General features: G+C 65.0%; 18 protein-coding genes and 1 pseudogene. 1 reads left to right on the top strand and 18 read right to left on the bottom strand.

Going from position 1 to position 16721, the window contains the following annotated elements:
• Positions 1-369: an EscU/YscU/HrcU family type III secretion system export apparatus switch protein gene (locus ACESLR_RS00665; protein ID WP_373025299.1), complete on the top strand. Its 369-nt coding sequence runs from the start codon at positions 1-3 to the stop codon at positions 367-369.
• Here ACESLR_RS00665 and ACESLR_RS00660 read toward each other — a convergent pair.
• From ACESLR_RS00660 to fliQ, 18 genes and pseudogenes are all read right to left on the bottom strand, one after another.
• On the bottom strand, positions 364-789 hold the full coding sequence (locus tag ACESLR_RS00660) for a DUF2802 domain-containing protein (protein ID WP_373025298.1): 426 nt from the start codon (positions 787-789) through the stop codon (positions 364-366). The genes ACESLR_RS00665 and ACESLR_RS00660 overlap by 6 nt on opposite strands.
• Before the next feature lie 164 nt (positions 790-953).
• A complete protein-coding gene (locus tag ACESLR_RS00655) occupies positions 954-1139 on the bottom strand; it encodes a hypothetical protein (RefSeq protein ID WP_373025297.1) in 186 nt (61 codons plus the stop codon).
• A 65-nt stretch (positions 1140-1204) separates the two neighbouring features.
• Positions 1205-1663 carry a chemotaxis protein CheW gene (locus ACESLR_RS00650; RefSeq protein ID WP_373025303.1) on the bottom strand — a complete coding sequence of 153 codons (459 nt, stop codon included), beginning with the start codon at positions 1661-1663 and terminating at the stop codon, positions 1205-1207.
• A 127-nt stretch (positions 1664-1790) separates the two neighbouring features.
• Positions 1791-2489 carry a chemotaxis protein CheW gene (locus ACESLR_RS00645; protein WP_373025296.1) on the bottom strand — a complete coding sequence of 233 codons (699 nt, stop codon included), beginning with the start codon at positions 2487-2489 and terminating at the stop codon, positions 1791-1793.
• Positions 2486-3286, bottom strand: a complete 801-nt coding sequence (locus tag ACESLR_RS00640; RefSeq protein WP_373025295.1) for a ParA family protein — start codon at positions 3284-3286, stop codon at positions 2486-2488. The genes ACESLR_RS00645 and ACESLR_RS00640 overlap by 4 nt, the downstream gene beginning before the upstream one ends.
• The gene (gene motD / locus ACESLR_RS00635; RefSeq protein WP_373025294.1) at positions 3283-4185 is read right to left on the bottom strand and encodes a flagellar motor protein MotD; all 903 of its coding nucleotides are present in this window, start codon (positions 4183-4185) and stop codon (positions 3283-3285) included. Before motD ends, ACESLR_RS00640 begins: the two co-directional genes overlap by 4 nt.
• A gap of 7 nt (positions 4186-4192) precedes the next feature.
• A complete protein-coding gene (locus ACESLR_RS00630; RefSeq protein WP_373025293.1) occupies positions 4193-4936 on the bottom strand; it encodes a flagellar motor protein in 744 nt (247 codons plus the stop codon).
• 1 nt (position 4937) lies between these two features.
• Positions 4938-6053, bottom strand: a complete 1116-nt coding sequence (locus tag ACESLR_RS00625) for a chemotaxis response regulator protein-glutamate methylesterase (RefSeq protein ID WP_373025292.1) — start codon at positions 6051-6053, stop codon at positions 4938-4940.
• A gap of 2 nt (positions 6054-6055) precedes the next feature.
• Positions 6056-8167, bottom strand: coding sequence for a chemotaxis protein CheW (locus ACESLR_RS00620; RefSeq protein ID WP_373025291.1), 2112 nt, complete (start codon positions 8165-8167; stop codon positions 6056-6058).
• Between the two features lie 45 nt (positions 8168-8212).
• Positions 8213-8989 (bottom strand): protein phosphatase CheZ, encoded by a 777-nt coding sequence (locus ACESLR_RS00615; RefSeq protein ID WP_373025290.1) that lies wholly within the window; start codon positions 8987-8989, stop codon positions 8213-8215.
• A gap of 95 nt (positions 8990-9084) precedes the next feature.
• On the bottom strand, positions 9085-9465 hold the full coding sequence (gene cheY / locus ACESLR_RS00610) for a chemotaxis response regulator CheY (RefSeq protein WP_017942246.1): 381 nt from the start codon (positions 9463-9465) through the stop codon (positions 9085-9087).
• 41 nt (positions 9466-9506) lie between these two features.
• Positions 9507-10274 (bottom strand): RNA polymerase sigma factor FliA, encoded by a 768-nt coding sequence (locus ACESLR_RS00605; RefSeq protein WP_373025289.1) that lies wholly within the window; start codon positions 10272-10274, stop codon positions 9507-9509.
• The gene (locus tag ACESLR_RS00600) at positions 10271-11095 is read right to left on the bottom strand and encodes a MinD/ParA family protein (RefSeq protein WP_373025288.1); all 825 of its coding nucleotides are present in this window, start codon (positions 11093-11095) and stop codon (positions 10271-10273) included. The genes ACESLR_RS00605 and ACESLR_RS00600 overlap by 4 nt, the downstream gene beginning before the upstream one ends.
• Positions 11096-11263: 168 nt before the next feature.
• Positions 11264-12371, bottom strand: a pseudogene (gene flhF / locus ACESLR_RS00595) (flagellar biosynthesis protein FlhF); the annotation flags it as partial.
• A 48-nt stretch (positions 12372-12419) separates the two neighbouring features.
• Positions 12420-14522 carry a flagellar biosynthesis protein FlhA gene (gene flhA / locus ACESLR_RS00590; protein WP_373025287.1) on the bottom strand — a complete coding sequence of 701 codons (2103 nt, stop codon included), beginning with the start codon at positions 14520-14522 and terminating at the stop codon, positions 12420-12422.
• On the bottom strand, positions 14522-15673 hold the full coding sequence (gene flhB, locus ACESLR_RS00585; RefSeq protein WP_373025286.1) for a flagellar biosynthesis protein FlhB: 1152 nt from the start codon (positions 15671-15673) through the stop codon (positions 14522-14524). Before flhB ends, flhA begins: the two co-directional genes overlap by 1 nt.
• Position 15674: 1 nt before the next feature.
• On the bottom strand, positions 15675-16448 hold the full coding sequence (gene fliR / locus ACESLR_RS00580; protein WP_373025285.1) for a flagellar biosynthetic protein FliR: 774 nt from the start codon (positions 16446-16448) through the stop codon (positions 15675-15677).
• 3 nt (positions 16449-16451) lie between these two features.
• Positions 16452-16721, bottom strand: coding sequence for a flagellar biosynthesis protein FliQ (gene fliQ / locus ACESLR_RS00575; protein ID WP_373025284.1), 270 nt, complete (start codon positions 16719-16721; stop codon positions 16452-16454).

Raw genomic sequence — 16721 nt, 5'->3', positions numbered from 1 at the left:
ATGAAATCCAAGGATACCGGGACGCGCCCCCCGCACCGGGACTCGCCGCCCTCCAGGGCTGTTGCACTGGAGTGGGACCGGCGCCGCGCGCCGAAGATTACTGCCAGCGGTTCGGGCCTGACGGCGGAGGCGATCCTGAAAATCGCCGAGGAACACGGCATTCCGCTCCACCAGGACCCGGCTCTCAGTGAAGCCCTGGCCCAGATCCCCGTCGGGAGCGAGATTCCGGAGGAACTCTACGTCGCGGTAGCCGAGATCCTCGCCTTCGTCTTCCTGCTGGCGGGGATTACTCCCGACGACCGCTCCAGCGGATACCAGGATCCATCCCGACAACCCGGAGCAGGTGGTGGCCCGAACCATGGGTCATGAATGGCTCATGTGCCCCGAGTCACCGGCGGTGCCTGTGCCGTGCAGGCTGAACAGGAGATCGAGTTCGGTCGAGGTCAGTCCACAGCGCCGGCGAACCTCCTCTCGCCCCACACCCTGCTGGATCAGACGAATCGCCTGTTCGTAGGCGCCGCTGTCCCCCTCCCGGGCGCGTAACTCGGTGTGCTGATCATGGAGCCGCGCCAGAGCCCGTTGAACGGATGCTTGTGCTTGGCCATGCGTGGCGACACCCTCGGACAACGCCTTCATTGCACCCTGCAGAGCCATGACCGAGGTGGCCTGGCGTTGATAGTCTTGGCGTAGCGCGGCCAACTGGCGACGCAACAGGATCACCAGCCCGACGGCAAACCCGGCGATGATGGTCGCCAGCAGCGCGATAAACGCGGCAAGCCAGATCAGCATTCCCTCTCCCATTGCTCGCCCTCTCCCGAAAACCGAGGCGGCCTGATTGTCGCGTGAATCATGACCGCATGACCAGCGAGTCACGGGCAACGCGGTTCGACGTGAACCGAAATGCCCCCGGGGCACCCATGGGGCCGCCGCCGGACAGGCGTCTGCGCGCGCCCTCAGGCGTAATCGTCAATCAGACCGTGGCGTTTGTCGCGATTTTCCTTTCGCGGGGGGCGCTGCTGGCTCGGACGCACGGCGGGCCGGAACACCGGATCGCGGTCGTGGTCATCGCTCAGCTGGCGACCTGGAACGGTCGTGTAAACCGGTCGCACGGACCGGTCCGGCTGAAGTTCATCGACCATGGCTCACCTCCCGGCTTGCGCCTCATGGTCCTCGTCCACCTCCAGTGTAGACCTTGTGCGAGTGACTACAGTTCGCGTAACTGGGCCCACTCTTCGTCCGAAAGCAGCTTGTTCAGGTCTACGAGGATGGTCAGGCCCTCCTCCGTACTGGTCACCCCCTGAATGAAACGACTGCTGTCGTCATTGCCAACCTCCGGAGCCGGCTCGACCGCGTCCGGGGAGATCCGCACGACCTCGGATACGGAGTCCACCAGGATCCCGACGTTCTGGTTGTCCACGTCGATGATCACGATGCGCGAGGCCTCGTCGGATTCCCGATCGTCCAGCCCCATGCGCCTCCGGGCATCGATCACCGTGACCACATTGCCGCGCAGGTTGATGATGCCGAGGATGTAATCCGGTACACCCGGGACCGGCGCAATCTCGGTGACCTTGAGGACTTCCTGGACCTGCAGCACATCGATCGCGTAGGTCTCCTCCGCGAGGCTGAAGGTCACATACGGAGCGGTGTCGGCCTTGGCCATGGCTTCTACGTCTTGTGCGCTGCTCATGTCGTCCTCGATATTCGGTGCAGGCGGGAGCCGCCCAGTGGTGTCGTCCTGACCGGGTTATCGGCCGATCGCCGCCATGCTTGAATGCGCATCGAGCCAATCAGTCCCAGCCGCCCTCGTCCAGCGTGCGGTCGAGTGCCTCCAGGTCCAGCAACGTGGCCATCTTCTCGCGCTCTACCCCGGCCAGCCAGGGCAGGCGCCTCCGCTGGTTACGCCAGCGGAGTGACTCCGGCTGGATAACGCGGGTCCCATGGATCGCCCGGCACGCCAGCGCGAACCGCGATCCCGCAAGGAAGACGACCTGCCGGGCGGTATCCGGCTCGTAGTCGCGATCTTCCGGGGTCACCACGGCGGCCAGGTCGATCAGCTGGACGCGGCCCTGCTTGGTATCGGCGATACCAAGGTACCAGACGGAATGATTCGGCGTTGGTCGTACCTCAAGGCTGTCCAGCGGTGCCACCCCACCGAGGGCGTGCAGGGGTGCCAGGAGCGTCAGGTTCCCGGCCTCGATCACCAGGGCGGAGAACGGCTGCTCCGGTCGCACGTACTCCTGCTCGGCGGGGTCGGCCGGTGGGGGTGGCGGTGCCTCGTCGGAAACGGGCGTGGGTGTCGTGGTCGGGAGCGGATCGGCTTCCTGCACCGGGGCGCGAGTTTCCTCTGCCGGTGCCGGGGGCTCGAGGAGATTCGGCCGCAACAGCGTCGGGACCGGTGCCGGCTCGTCCAGCAGGCTGCCGAAGTAGTCGTCCAGCGCCTCTGGTTCTGCCTTGAGGGCGAGGTTGTCGACCGTGGATCGTTTCATCCGCGCCGCCTCCTTTCATGGGGGGCGGACAATTGCCCGCCAATGGCCTCGAGCAGGTCCGAATAGGCCAGCACGCCGCGCGCATCGGGGATCATGAAGCACAGCGGCTGTCCCGCACTGGAGGCATCGCGGAATTTCGTATCCACCGGGATAACGCCGGGCCAGACGTCATCGCCGTACAACCTCCGTAGTTCCGCGAGGGCCTCGTGTGCCGCGCGCGTGCGCCGATCGAACAGCGTCGGGATAATTCGGTACTGCAACTCGGCCTTGCGCGACTTCTGTACCATTTTCAGCGTATTGATCATCCGTTCAAGGCCCTTCAATGCCAGGAATTCGGTCTGCACCGGCACCAGCAACTCGTCACAGGCCGCCAGTGCATTGACCATCAACACGCCCAGCATCGGGGGGCAATCCAGCAACACGTAGTCGTATTGCCCGGCGACCTTCTCCAGCGCATGTCGCAGGACCAGCCCCATGCCACTGCGGGTGCCCAACTGCCGATCCAGGGTGGCCAGGGCGGTACTCGCGGTCAGCAGATCGAGCCCCGGGAAACGCGTCTCGCGGATCAGACCGTTCGGGTCCGGATCGGCTCCCTCGGCGCACTGGCTGAAGAGCTCGTACACCCCGCGCGTGGCGGTTTCCGGATCATGGCCGAAATAGGCAGTGAGCGAACCGTGCGGATCCACGTCCACCAGCAGCACGCGCTGTTCCGGTCCGGACAACAGGCCGCCCAGTGTCACGGTGGTGGTGGTCTTTCCAACGCCCCCCTTCTGGTTTGCAACCGCCCAGACCTTCATGGTGTATCTCCATCCGTCGGGAGCGGTGCAGCCGGAAGATCCTCGCGCAGGCGCTCCGGCTCCTGCGCGCCCTCGGCGCGCGGACGCTCTCCGGGCAGTACCACGATGGACACGCGCCGGTTTTCGGCGCGTCCATCCGCGGTGTCATTGCTGGCCACCGGGCGGTGCTCCCCGTAGCCCAGGGCGACAAGGTTCTCCGGATCGATCCCGACCTCCTCGAAAACGCTCACGACCGCCGCCGCCCGCCCGGCGGACAACTCCCAGTTGGAAGGATACACCGTGGTCTGGATGGGAACATTGTCGGTGTGCCCTTCGACATGGATCCGCGACACCCTTGGTGCCAGGATACCCCCGACCTCCTGCAAAAGGTCCACGGCTTCCAGGTTCAGGGTGGCCGACCCCGACGGGAACAGAAGCCGGCTGGTGATCTCGATCTCCAGCCAGTAGGCCTCGCGGGTAACGCGCAGGTCGCCGTCCTCGATCCACTGGGCCATCGCCTGCTCGATCTCGCGTGCCATGTCGGCCAGGTCATCGAGGAAGGCCTGCATCCCTTCATCGTCCGACGCATTGTCCAGCATCCCGCTCAGGGCCATGTCGATCGGTTGCGGACCGTCTTCCACAAGCCCGGGCTGCACCTCGATGGGGACCAGGGCGCGAAGATCCTGGGGACTGCGTTCGCGCGCCACGGTGGGATCCCCCACCTGGATCGGCTCGGCCTGCATCGGCGCACTGAACGCATCCACGAGCGATTCCGACAGCACGCGGTACTTGCCGTCATCCACCGACGAGATGGCGTACATCACGACGAAGAACGCCAGCAGCAGGGTGACCAGATCCCCATAGGGGATGGCCCATGCCTCGTGGTTCTGGTGTTCTTCCGCCCGCTTGCGCCGTGCCATGCTGACCTCACTCGTGGATGAAGCCACTCAGCTTGCTTTCGATGTTCCGCGGGTTTTCGCCCTCGGCAATCGCGATCAGACCTTCCATCAGCATTTGCTGGTGTTGCGAGCGGTTCTGAATAATCGACTTCAACTTATTTGCGACCGGCAGGAACAACAGGTTGGCCGACCCGATGCCGTAGATCGTGGCGACGAACGCGGCCGCGATTCCCGCCCCGAGCTTGCTTGGGTCCGCAAGGTTCTGCATCACCGCCATCAGTCCCATCACCGCGCCCACGATGCCGAGGGTCGGCGCGTAGATGCCCATGCTCTCGAAGACTTTCGCGCCCTGCATGTCGAAATGCTCGCGATTGTCGAGATCCGCCTCCAGGATCTGGCGGATGCTCTGCGGCTCGCTACCGTCGACCAGCAACTGCAGCCCCTTGCGCGCAAAGCCGTCGCTTTCCTCGTCGGCCAGCGTCTCCAGCCCGAGCAGCCCTTCCTTGCGTGCCACGTGAGACCACTCGACGATCTGCTCCACCATGGCGCGGTTGTCGACCTTCGGCGGCTTGAAGGCCCAGGGCAGGATGCGCATGCCATGCATGAACACCGGCATCCGGGCCTGCACCAGGGTGGCCCCCAGCGTCCCCAGCACCACGATCACGAAGGCCGCCGCATTCCACAGCGCGCCCAGCCCACTACCCTTGGCAATGCTGCCACCGAGCACAGCCACCAGCCCCAGAGTCACCCCGATGAGGCTCAGGATATCCATGTCAGCAGAACCCCTTGACCAGGGCGGGACCGATTTCGGGCAGCGGATACACATGATCTGTCAATCCGGCCTCCGCCACGGCGGCGGGCATCCCGTAAACCACGCAAGTGGCCGCATCCTGTGCCCATACCTGCGCACCCACGCCCTTCAACGCCCGTGTCCCTTCGCGCCCGTCCGCACCCATGCCAGTCAGTATCACCGCGAGGACCTGGCCACGCAGCGCGTCCACGGCCGAGGTGAATGCCGCATCCACGCTTGGCTTGTAGATCGTTCCAAGGGGGCTCTCGGCGATCCGCACGTGAGTCTGGCTGCCCCGTTCCAGAGTCAGCTGCATACCCCCGGGTGCCAGCAGGGCCACGCCCGGTTTAAGCACATCGCCATCCTTCGCCTGGCGTACCTCGATGTGGCACATGGCATTGAGGCGCTCGGCAAAGGCCGGGGTAAAGCTGGCCGGCATGTGCTGCACCAGGACGATGGGCAGCGGGAACGTGGCCGGCAACGGCTTGAGGACCTCCTGCAGGGCCACCGGGCCGCCAGTGGAGGTACCAATAAGGACTGCCCGCAACTGACGCAGCGGGGTCGGCGGGCGCGTGCTCGCAACCGGGGCCGCCGGCTTGCGGGCATCGGCGGCGGCCTGGCGATCGGCTTCCTCCCGGCGCGCCGTTGGCCGCGCCTCGCGGGCCGGTGCGCTGCTGCCCGGGGCACTGGCCGAGCGTGCCCGGCTGCGCGACAGCGAGCGGACGCGACGGCGCAACAGCATGCGGGCGCTGTCCTCGTCACCCGCCATGTCGCTGAAGCGCTTGGGCAGGAAGTCCACCGCCCCGGCCTCCAGTGCGTCCAAGGTCGCCTGCGCGCCCTCGGTCGTCAGGCTGGAGAACATCAGGATCGGCCGCGGATGCTCGGCCATGATCTTGCGCACGGCCGTGATGCCGTCCATGACCGGCATCTCGATATCCATGGTCACGACATCGGGGTCGAGCTCCCGCACCTTCGTGATTGCCTGCTCGCCATTTTCCGCCGAGCCGACTACCTCGATTCCCGAGTCGGAGTCCAGGATCTCCGCAATACGTCGGCGAAAAAAACCCGAGTCGTCGACTACCAGAACCCTGATCGGCATCCTCAGCCCTCGCTCGAGCGCGATGCTCGGCGCGGTCGACCGGACATCTGCAACTGCCGCATCAGGATCGTCACCAGGTCGGAGACATCGAGGATCAGCGCGATCCCGCCATCCCCCGTGATAGTCGCCCCCGCCAACCCCTTTACGCCCTGCAGATTCTGGCCCAGCGGTTTGATAACGACCTCTTCCTGGCCCACCAGGTCGTCCACCACCAGGCCGACCTTGCGGTCCGCGGTATGCACGACGACCACGTGGGCATCCTTGCGCGGCTCGGGCTCGTGCCCCGGCTTCAGCCAGCGCTTGAGGTAATGGATCGGGAGCGCCTGCTTGCGCACGATGATGACTTCCTGATCATCCACGTAGTGTGTCTTGGTGAGATCCAGATCGAGGATCTCGGAGACCGAAGCCAGCGGGATGGCGAAACGCCGGCCATCCAGGATCACCATCAGCGCAGGCAGGATCGCCAGGGTCAGCGGCAGCTTGACCCGCAGGGTGGTGCCCACGCCAATCTCGGAGTCGATCTCGATGGTGCCGTTGAGTTGCGAGATCTTGGTCTTGACCACGTCCATGCCGACCCCGCGGCCGGAGACGTCGGAGATCTCGGTCTTGGTTGAGAATCCGGCCATGAAGATCACGTTGAAGGCCTCGCGATCGGTCATGCGTTCAGCCATCGCGGGTTCCATCAGGCCCTTCTCCACGGCCTTGCGGCGCAGGGCCTGCGGATCCATGCCGCCCCCATCATCCTTGATCAGCAGTGCGATGTGATCGCCTTCCTGGGCCGCCCCGAGCACTACCGTCCCCTTGCGCGGCTTGCCGGCCGCCTCGCGGACGTCAGGCGTCTCGATACCGTGGTCCACCGCATTGCGCACCAGATGCACGAGCGGGTCGGACAGAGCCTCGACCAGGTTCTTGTCGAGATCGGTATCCTCGCCGAAGATCTCCAGTTCGATCTCCTTGCCCAGGTTCCGCGACAGGTCGCGGATCACCCGCGGGAATCGGTTGAAGACCTTCTTCACCGGCTGCATCCGGGTCTTCATCACCGAGGTCTGCAGGTCGGAGGTCACCAGGGCCAGGGAACTGATCGCCTTGCCCAGCTCGTCATCGACATGCTGGGAGCGCAGCATGCTCAGGCGATTCCGGACCAGTACCAGTTCGCCTACCAGGTTCATGATCTCGTCCAGACGCTCGGTATCCACACGCACGGAGGTCTCGCCCTGCGGCGCGGACCGGCCACCGGCCTCGGCCCCACCTCCGGCGCGCGCACCCCCGCCGCCCTGGCCGCCGGCAGCGGACGGCTCCGGTGCCTTTTCGGGTTCGGGCGCGCCCGCCGCAACCGGTTCTGGCACCGGCGCGCCGGGTTCGTCGGATTCTTCGGGTTCCGTGTTGGCCGCCGGTCCGGCCCCTTTTGCCTGCAATTCATCCAGCAGGTTCTCGAATTCGTCGTCGGTGATCAGGTCACCCGAGCCACCGGCATCGGCCCTCCCGGATTCCGCCCCCGACCCGGCCAACGCCTCCGGGACGCTGTCCCCATCCACCGCCTTCGGGGGCTGGTCACCGTGCAGACTGTCAAGCAGGGCCTCGAATTCGTCATCGGTGATTTCGTCATCGGCACCGACCATGGTGTCGCCGTTGGCCGGGGACTCGCCATCGGGCGCCGGTGGTGGCTCGGGTTCCGGCTCGGGTTCTGGCGCTGGCGGTGGTGCGGCTGCCTCCGCCGCCACGTCCTCGTTGTTGGCCATGCGCCGAAGGTCCTCGACCAGGTCCGCCTCGGCCGGCGTGGGATCGACACCGGAGCGCAAGTCCCCGAACATCACGTTCAGGGTGTCCAGCACACGCAGCATCGTGTCCATCAGGTGGCTGTCGGCCCGCCGCTCGCCATTGCGCAACAGGTTGAAGACATCCTCGGCGTGGTGACACACGGTCACCAGCGGATCCAGGCTCAGAAATCCGGCGCCGCCCTTGATCGTGTGAAAGCTGCGAAACACCGCGTTCAGCAGATCCCGGTCGTCCGGGTTCTGCTCCAGGTCGATGAGTTGCTCGTTGAGCCCCTCCAGCAGTTCCCCGGCCTCGATCAGGAAGTCCTGAAGGATTTCGTCATTGGGGTCGATGGCCATTCAGTCTCTCCGGTCGCGTGGCGCCATTCGCATGAGGTGCACGGCCTAGAAGCCCAGGCTCGAAAGCAGATCGTCCACCTCGTCCTGTCCTTGAACGACATCCGCGCCGGAATCTTGAGTCTTTGGCACGCTGGGACCGTGACCCTTGCGGTTCGCCTCCCGGTCCTCCTCGCTGCGTTCCAGCGATGCCTCGGCAGCCTCGACCTGCTCCAACCGGCCACTGGACAGCCGGATCAGGGACACGAGGTTCTCTTCCAGATCGGTTACCAGCTGGATCACGCGGCGGATCACCTGGCCGGTAATATCCTGGTAACTCTGCGCCATCAAGACCTCGGAGAGCAGTCGGCGCAACTCCTCGGTGTCCTCCCCTGCCTGGGCAAAGAAGCTGTCCAGTTCGCGTGCGAAGTCACGGAATTCATCCACCGACAGCTGGCGGTTGCGAAAGCGTGTCCACTTGGCTGTCAGGTCGGCCGCCTGCTGGCTGAACGATTCCGCGATCGGCAGGCTCGACTCGATGGCGTTCATCGTGTCGTGGGCCGCCTGTTCGGTCATCGTCACGACGTAACTCAGGCGCTCCTTTGCGTCGGGGATCTCGGCCTGGGTCAGTTCGACCAGGCGTGAATCCCCGCGGAAGCTCTGCAGCGCCTCGTGGAGATCGCGTGTCAGCTTGCCCAGCTCGTCGAAGAGTTCACGGTCATAGGGTCGGGCCAGATCCTGCACCAGTGCCCGGGCACCGGCGTCATCGCCCGCCTCCAGCGTCTGCACCAGTTGCCGGGCGAGCTCGAGCTGGCCATCGCGCGGTGGGTGTTCCTGTTCAGTCATGGGAAGCCTCTTGCTGATACGGCGCCGAAGGGGCCGGGTCGCGTCCGCCCTCGCAGGTGTAACGGGCGGCGTACGTATTCAATACCGGGAATCAATTATCCCTGTGCTTCAATACGTTCGAAGATCTTGTCGATCTTTTCCTTCAGCGTCTCGGCGGTGAACGGCTTGACCACGTACCCGTTCACGCCCGCCTCCGCGGCCTCCACGATCTGATCGCGCTTGGCTTCGGCGGTGACCATCAGCACCGGCATGGACTTCAGGTTTGGATCGGCCCGCACGGCCTTCAGCAGGTCGATACCCGGCATGTTCGGCATGTTCCAGTCGGTGATCAGGAAGTCGAAATCACCGTTTTGCAGCATCGGCAACGCAGTGCTGCCGTCATCGGCTTCCTGCGTGTTGTTAAAGCCGAGATCGCGCAAGAGGTTCTTGATAATGCGCCGCATCGTGGAAAAGTCGTCCACGATGAGAATCTTCATTCCCTTGTCCACACGTCACTCCGGGATTCGTAGGGTGGGTTTTAGAATAACTGCAAAGCGGTGCCGTCTTCGAGCCACGAGCCCAGACGGGCCCGCAACCGGATAGTGGCCTGACTGCGGATCTGGCTCACGCGCGACTCGGTCACGCCGAGTACGGCCCCGATCTCGCGCAGGTTGAGTTCCTCGATGTAGTAAAGCGAGAGCACCAAGCGTTCGCGCTCGGGAAGATCGCCCAGCGCCTCGGCCAGTTCCTCGCGAAACTCGCCCGCCTCTAGCGTGCCCGCAGGCGACGCCTCCTGCCCCTCGATCACGCGGTCGGCGCCATCGTCCCCGCCGCCGAGATCATCCAGGGCAAACAGGTGGGCCCCGGCATGGTCCTGCAACATGTCGTAGTACTGGTCGATCGGCACGTCGAGCTCGGCCGCCACTTCACTGCCCCGGGCCGACCGCCCCTCGCGGGCCTCGACGGTCTGGATCGCGGCGGCGATCCGCCGGCTGTTGCGGTGGACCGAGCGCGGTGTCCAGTCGCTGCGCCGCAGCTCGTCGATCATCGCGCCCCGGATGCGGATGCCGGCATAGGTGGCGAAGGTCGCGCCCTGACCGCCCTCGAACTGCCGCGCGGCCTCCAGCAATCCGATCATGCCTGCCTGGATCAGGTCGTCGACCTGCACCGAGGCAGGCAGCCGCGCCATCAGGTGGTGCGCAATGCGATGCACCAGTTCGACGTGATCGGCAATCAGCTGTTCATGCCCGCCGCTGGCGGAGGACGTAGCCTGATAGCCGGAAAGTCGATTACGCGTTGTCATCATGCGCTCTGCAGCATTCGTTCCACGAAAAACCCGACACCTCCGTGGTCACCGCCACCCACCGGCCAGCGATCCACTGTACGCGCCAGTTCCGCAAACGCCTTCCCGGCCGGACTCCCGGGATATTGCTGCACCACCGGCGCCCGTTTCTGCACCGCCTTGCGCAAATGTTCGTCCATGGGGATATAGCCGGCCAGGTCCAGCACGACCTCCGGCAGGTAGTTGCCACAGACGGTATTCAGCTTCTGCATCAGTCGATCGGCACCCTCGCGCCCGCTGACCATGTTGGTGACCATCCGGAAGCGGCGAAGCCCGTGATCGCGATGCAACACCTTGATGAGCGCATAGGCATCGGTAATGGACGCCGGTTCGTCGCACACGACCACGAGGGTTTCCTGCACCGCCCGGCAAAACGAGGTAACGGACTCCTGCAAACCCGCTGCAGTATCCACCACCAGGACGTCCAGAGGTTTGCTATAAGCGCTGAAAGCGTGGATCAGCCCGGCATGTTCGGCCGGCGTCAGGTTCGCCATGGCGGCGATTCCGGATGCCGACGGCACGACCTTCACGCCATCCGGTCCTTGCACGAGGACGTCCTCCAGGCTCTCTACGGCTCCGGTCACCAGGTCATGCAGGGTGCGTTCCGGGCGCATGCCGAGAAGCAGATCCACATTGGCCAGACCCAGGTCGGCGTCGAACAACATGACGTCTCGACCCAGTCGCGCCAGGCCTACCGACAGATTCACCGAAACGTTGGTCTTGCCCACCCCGCCCTTGCCCGAGGCGACCGCAATGACCTTCAAAGGCTTGTTAGTGCGTGGCATAACGCCCCTTTCCAACCGGTTGAATCAGTTCCAGTGTCGCAGGCTCGGCATTGCGTGCAGGGCGCGATTGTGTGCGCGCCCTGCGGGGCGGATCCAGTTCCGCCAGGCGTTCGGCGGCCCAGGTCTCCCGGGGATTCCCCTCTGCACCGGCACTCTCGGCATCATCGTTCAGTGCCAGGCGGGTCAGGTGCCCCGTATCGACCCGGTGAAAGTCCTCGGCGATGCGCTGACCATCGCTGACAAACCCCAGACCCAGGTGCTGGTCCAGCAGCACCGAAAGCACCTCGCCCAGTTGTTCCGCCTCGTCCAGCTTGGTCAACACCAGCGCGGAGGGCTCCGCCTTGCGAAAGGCCTCCAGCACCCGCCGCAAGGCGTTGCCCTGGGTCGTGGCCGATACCACCAGCCAGCTCTCGGCCCGAATATCCGGCGGCAGATGCGCGAACAGGGATTCATCCTCCACCGCCCGCGGGGCCTGCCCTGCGGTATCCACCAGGATCAGGTGCCCATCCTCCACGCGCCGCGCCAAGTCGCGCAATTCCCCCGGATTTTGCAGCACACGCACCGAAATCCCCGCCATCTGGGCGAAGGCCTGCAACTGCCGGGTCGCCCCGATCCTCTGGCTGTCCAGGGTGACCAGCGTAACCGAATCCGGCCCCATGCGGCGGATCTGGCGCAACGCGATCCGAGCCAGCGTGGTGGTCTTGCCGACCCCGGTAGGCCCGACCATTGCCAGCAGGCCGCCCTCGTCGAGGATAGTGGGACGGTGCGTGGCGATTGCACCTGAAAGCCGCGCCCGCAACCGTTCCCAGGCCTGTTCGGGGGAACTGTCGTCGAGGATGCTGCCGGCCAGGCTGCGCGCCAGCGATTCGCTGAAGCCGCGATCAATCAGGCGTGCCTTGCATTCCGCCGCCAGCGGGTGACGGGCCGCCCAGCGAGCCTCCTCGCTCTCGGCGTACTGGCGGGTCATCAGACTGCGCAGATCGCGTAGCTCCTGACGCATTGCGGTCAGCTCGGGATCCGCCGGCCACGAGGGTGCGGCATGCCCGGTGGCACCTTCGCGTGCGGACTCCGTCGATGGGCGCGGCGCACGGCCAGTGCTCGCCGTTTCTGGCTCGCAGACCGGCTCCGACGATGCGTCCTCCTCCAGCGCCGCAACCACCTCCAGCCAGCCATCCACCCGGCGACTGGACAGGATGACCGCATCCTCGCCCTGCTGCTCGCGCACCTGGCGCATCGCATCACGCATATCCCGGGCCCGATATCGTCTGACATTCATGCTTTCTCTCCTGCGCCGCTCGCGCGACGGAACCCTTCATCTTGTGGTTCAGGCGGACTGCTTCTGCGATTCTTCCTGCCCGACGGTTGCGACCACCCGGATCCGGCGATTGTCCGGAATCTCGGTGAATGCCAGCACCGTCAGACTGCGGACGGCGCCGCGCAGCCAGCCGGCAATCCAGGAACGGATCTCCGGGGCTACCACCAGGACCGCCGGCTGTCCGGCCGTTTCCTGGCGGCGGGCCGCATCGGCCACCGAACGTTGCAGCCGCTCCGCCAGCCCGGGTTCCAGCCCAACCGTGCCACCCGAACTGCCCTGCAGGGACTTATGCAAGAGCTGTTCCAACGAGGGGTCCAGGGCGATCAGCGGCAGCTCGTCATCCGGTCCCACAAGGTCCTGGACGATGGAACGAGCCAGTGCGACCCGAACCGCGGCGGTGAGAGTGCCGGGATCCTGACTCTTCACGCCCTCGTCTGCCAGCGTCTCGGCGATCGTGCGCAGGTCGCGGATCGAGACCTGTTCGGCCAGCAGGTTCTGCAGAACCTTCAGCACGATTGAAAGCGAGAGGGTCTTCGGTACCAGGTTCTCCACCAGCTTCGGCGAATGGCGCGCCAGCTGATCCAGCAGGTGCTGCGCCTCCTCGTGCCCGATGAGGCGGTGGGCGTTCTCGCGGAACACCTGCGACAGGTGTGTCGCGATGACGGTGGAACAGTCGACCACCGTGTAGCCGGCCCCCTGGGCCTGATCGCGGTCGCCCGGATCGATCCACAGGGCATCGAGGTTGAAGGTCGGGTCCTTGGTCGGCGTACCCGGCACGGTGCCAAACACCTCTCCCGGATTGATCGCGAGCTCCCGATCGGGGAAGACCTCGGCCTCGGCAACCGTGACGCCCAGCAGGCTGATGCGATAGGCGTTCGGGCTGAGTTCGAGATTGTCGCGGATGTGCACGGGCTGCAGCAGGAAACCCAGTTCCTGCGAGAGCTTGCGCCGCACGCCCTTGATCCGGCCCATCAGCTGGCCGTCCTGGGTGCGGTCCACCAGTGGAATCAGGCGATAACCCACTTCGAGCGAGACCAGGTCCACTGGCGGCACGTCTTCCCAGGTCAGGTCACGATCCTCCGAGCGCCCCCCGCCCTCGTCTTCCTGCGGAATGCGCTCGACCTCCACCGCGGCTTCACGGGCCCGGCGTTTGAGCAGATAGGCCCCGCCAAAGATCAGCGCGGCCAGGCCCAGGAATACGGCGTTCGGCATGCCGGGCACAATCCCCAGCGCTGCGATCACGCCACCGGCCACGTACAGCACGCGCGGGTTGGAGAACATCTGCCCGTAGACCTGCTGGCCCATGTCCTGGCTGCTGGTCACGCGGGTCACGATGATCGCGGTGGCCGAGGACAGCACCAGCGACGGGATCTGCGCGACCAGACCGTCGCCGATCGTCAGCAGCACGTAGTTGGTGGCGGCATCGCCGATGGACATGCCGTGCTGGACCGCACCAATGGTCAAGCCGCCAATGATGTTCACGAACAGGATCAGGATCCCGGCGATCGCGTCACCGCGTACGAACTTCGAGGCCCCGTCCATGGATCCGTAGAAGTCGGCCTCGCTGGCAATCTCCTCGCGCCGCTTGCGCGCCTCTTCCTGAGTCAGGATGCCGGCGTTCAGGTCGGCGTCGATCGCCATCTGCTTCCCGGGCATGGAATCCAGGGTGAATCGTGCGCTGACCTCGGACACACGCCCCGCGCCCTTGGTCACCACCACGAAGTTGATGATGATCAGAATGGCGAACACCACCAGGCCGACGGTGTAATTGCCACCTACCACAAAGTCGCCGAACGCCTGGATCACCTTGCCAGCAGCCTCGGTCCCGGTGTGGCCCTCCAGCAGGATCACGCGGGTCGAGGCGATGTTAAGGGCCAGGCGCAACAAGGTGGCCACCAGCAGCACCGTCGGGAAGACCGCGAACTCCAGCGGGCGTGGGGTGTACACCGCGACCATGATCACGACGAGCGACAACGCGATATTGAAGGTAAACAGCACGTCCAGTGCCACCGGTGGCAGCGGCAGCACCATCATCGAGAGCATCGCGATCAGCAGGATGGGCGCACCCAGCCCCCACTTGCCCACATTGCCCATACGGTCGAGGAAGGCCATCAGCGATCCCTCCGCTGGCGGCGCTGCGCGTCGGGATCGAGGTAATCCTCCGGCACTGGCAGGTCATCCGGCATCTGCGCATCGCCATCCGCACGCTTGAGCTGGTAGACGTAGGCCAGGATGCGCGCCACGGCGACGAACAGGCCGTTCGGGATTTCCTGGTTGAGGTCGGTGGTGAAATAGATCGCGCGCGCCACGCGCGGCGCCTCGACGCGGATAATCGCGTGCTCGTCCGCCACCGCGCGGATCGATGCCGCCACCTCGTCGGCACCCTTGGCCACCACCTTGGGCGCCGCCATGCGCGAGGCCTCGTACACGACGGCCACGGCATAGTGGGTCGGGTTGGTGATGATCACGTCGGCCTTCGGGACCTCCTCCATCATTCGCCGCTGCGCCATTTCCTGCTGCAGTTGCCGGATCTTCTGCTTCACTTCGGGCTTGCCGTCTGTCTCCTTGTATTCGTCCTTCACTTCCTGGCGGGTCATGCGCAGCTGCTTCTGGTGGTTCCACATCTGGAACGGCGCATCGATGGCCGCGACCACGATCAGGGCCGCGGACACCGCGATGAAGGTACCCAGCACCAGTTGCGCGGTGTGGGCGATGCCCTGATGAACCGGCTCGTAGCCGAGCATCAGCAGGCGGTCGGAGAAGATCGACATCACCACCACGGCAACACTCGAGATCAGCACGAACTTGGCAAAGGTCTTGCCGAACTCCATCAGCCCTTCCCAGGAGAAGATGCGCTTAAGACCCTTCCCGGGATTCAGCTTGGAGACCTTCGGGGCCGCCGCCTGCCAGGAAAAGTTCGCCCCACCGATCACGATCGGCGCCAGCACCGCCGCTACAACAAGCACCCCGAACAGAGGAAACAGGGTGCGCAGGGTACGGAAGAGCTCCTGGGCCAGGTACGGCAGAAGGAGCGACGAGTCGTACGCCAGTTCCGGTTCGAAATCGAGGCGATTGCTCATTTGTTCAGCGAGTTGCGCCCCCATATTCGGGCCGAACATCAGCATAAACGTGCCCGCTGCCATCAGGACCAGAAAAGTACTGAGCTCGCGCGATCGCGGAACCTGACCCTTCTCCTTCGCCTCGCGCAGGCGTTTCGGAGTGGGCTCTTCGGTTTTTTCCTGTCCGCTTTCGTTCTCGGCCATGTCAGAAGCCCATCCGGGTCTGCATCAGGTTGAAGCCCTCGTGCATCAGCTCGCCAAAGCGTTCCGGGAGTACCGGAATCGTGAACATCAGAAGCACGAATCCGATCAGGATCATCATCGGGAACCCCACCGCGAAGATGTTGAGCTGCGGAGAGGCGCGGGTGATTACCCCCATGGAGATGTTTACCAGCAGCAGCGAGGCCACCGCGGGAAGCGCCACCAGCACGGCTCCGACAAACATCGTCGAACCAAACGACACCAGCGCGTAGAACGCCTCCGCGTTCAGGCCGGTCGGCGCGATGGGCATGGTCTCGAAGCTGCTCAGCATCAGTTCCAGCGCAATGAGGTGGCCGTTCATCGCCAGGAACAGCAGCGTCGAGAAGATCACGAAGATGGTCGACACCACGGGCACCTGCACGCCCTGGGCCGGGTCCACGATCGAGGCGAAGCCAAGGCCCATGCCCAGCGCGATCACCTCGCCCGCCTGGGTCACGGCGGAAAAGACCATCTGCAGGATGAAACCCATGAACACGCCGATCGCGATCTGATGCACAGTCACCAGCACACCCTCGAGGCTCAGCGGATCGATATCCGGCAGCACGGGTTCCTGCATCGCGACGAAGATGGCCAGCAACAGGGCCAGGCCCATGCGAACGCGCGCATTCACCGTATCGGCACCGAAGATGGGCATGGCGACAAGCATGGCGCCGATCCGCGCGAACGGCCACATGACCGCCCCCACCCACAGCACCAGCTGTTCCGCCGCCAGGGTCATCGCCTACCCCACCATCCCCGGTGCGCCCTCGTAGAGGCGCTCGGTGAAATCGATGAGCAGCTGCAGCATCCAGTGACCACTGAACAACAAGGCCGCGAACATCGCCAACAACTTGGGGATGAACGACAGCGTCATTTCCTGGACCTGGGTCGCCGCTTGCAGCATCCCGATGGCCAGGCCCACCGCAAGGGCCGTCAACAGTGGCGGCGCGGACAGCAGGATGACCACCATCAGGGTTTCCTGTCCGACATCCACGACGAGTTCGGGTGTCAT

The organism is Thioalkalivibrio sp. (assembly GCF_041685615.1).
In the GTDB taxonomy this organism is placed as follows: Bacteria; Pseudomonadota; Gammaproteobacteria; order Ectothiorhodospirales; family Ectothiorhodospiraceae; genus Thioalkalivibrio.
The sequence above is the reverse complement of the archived record's forward strand: the minus strand, read 5'-3'. Positions and strand labels throughout refer to the sequence as shown.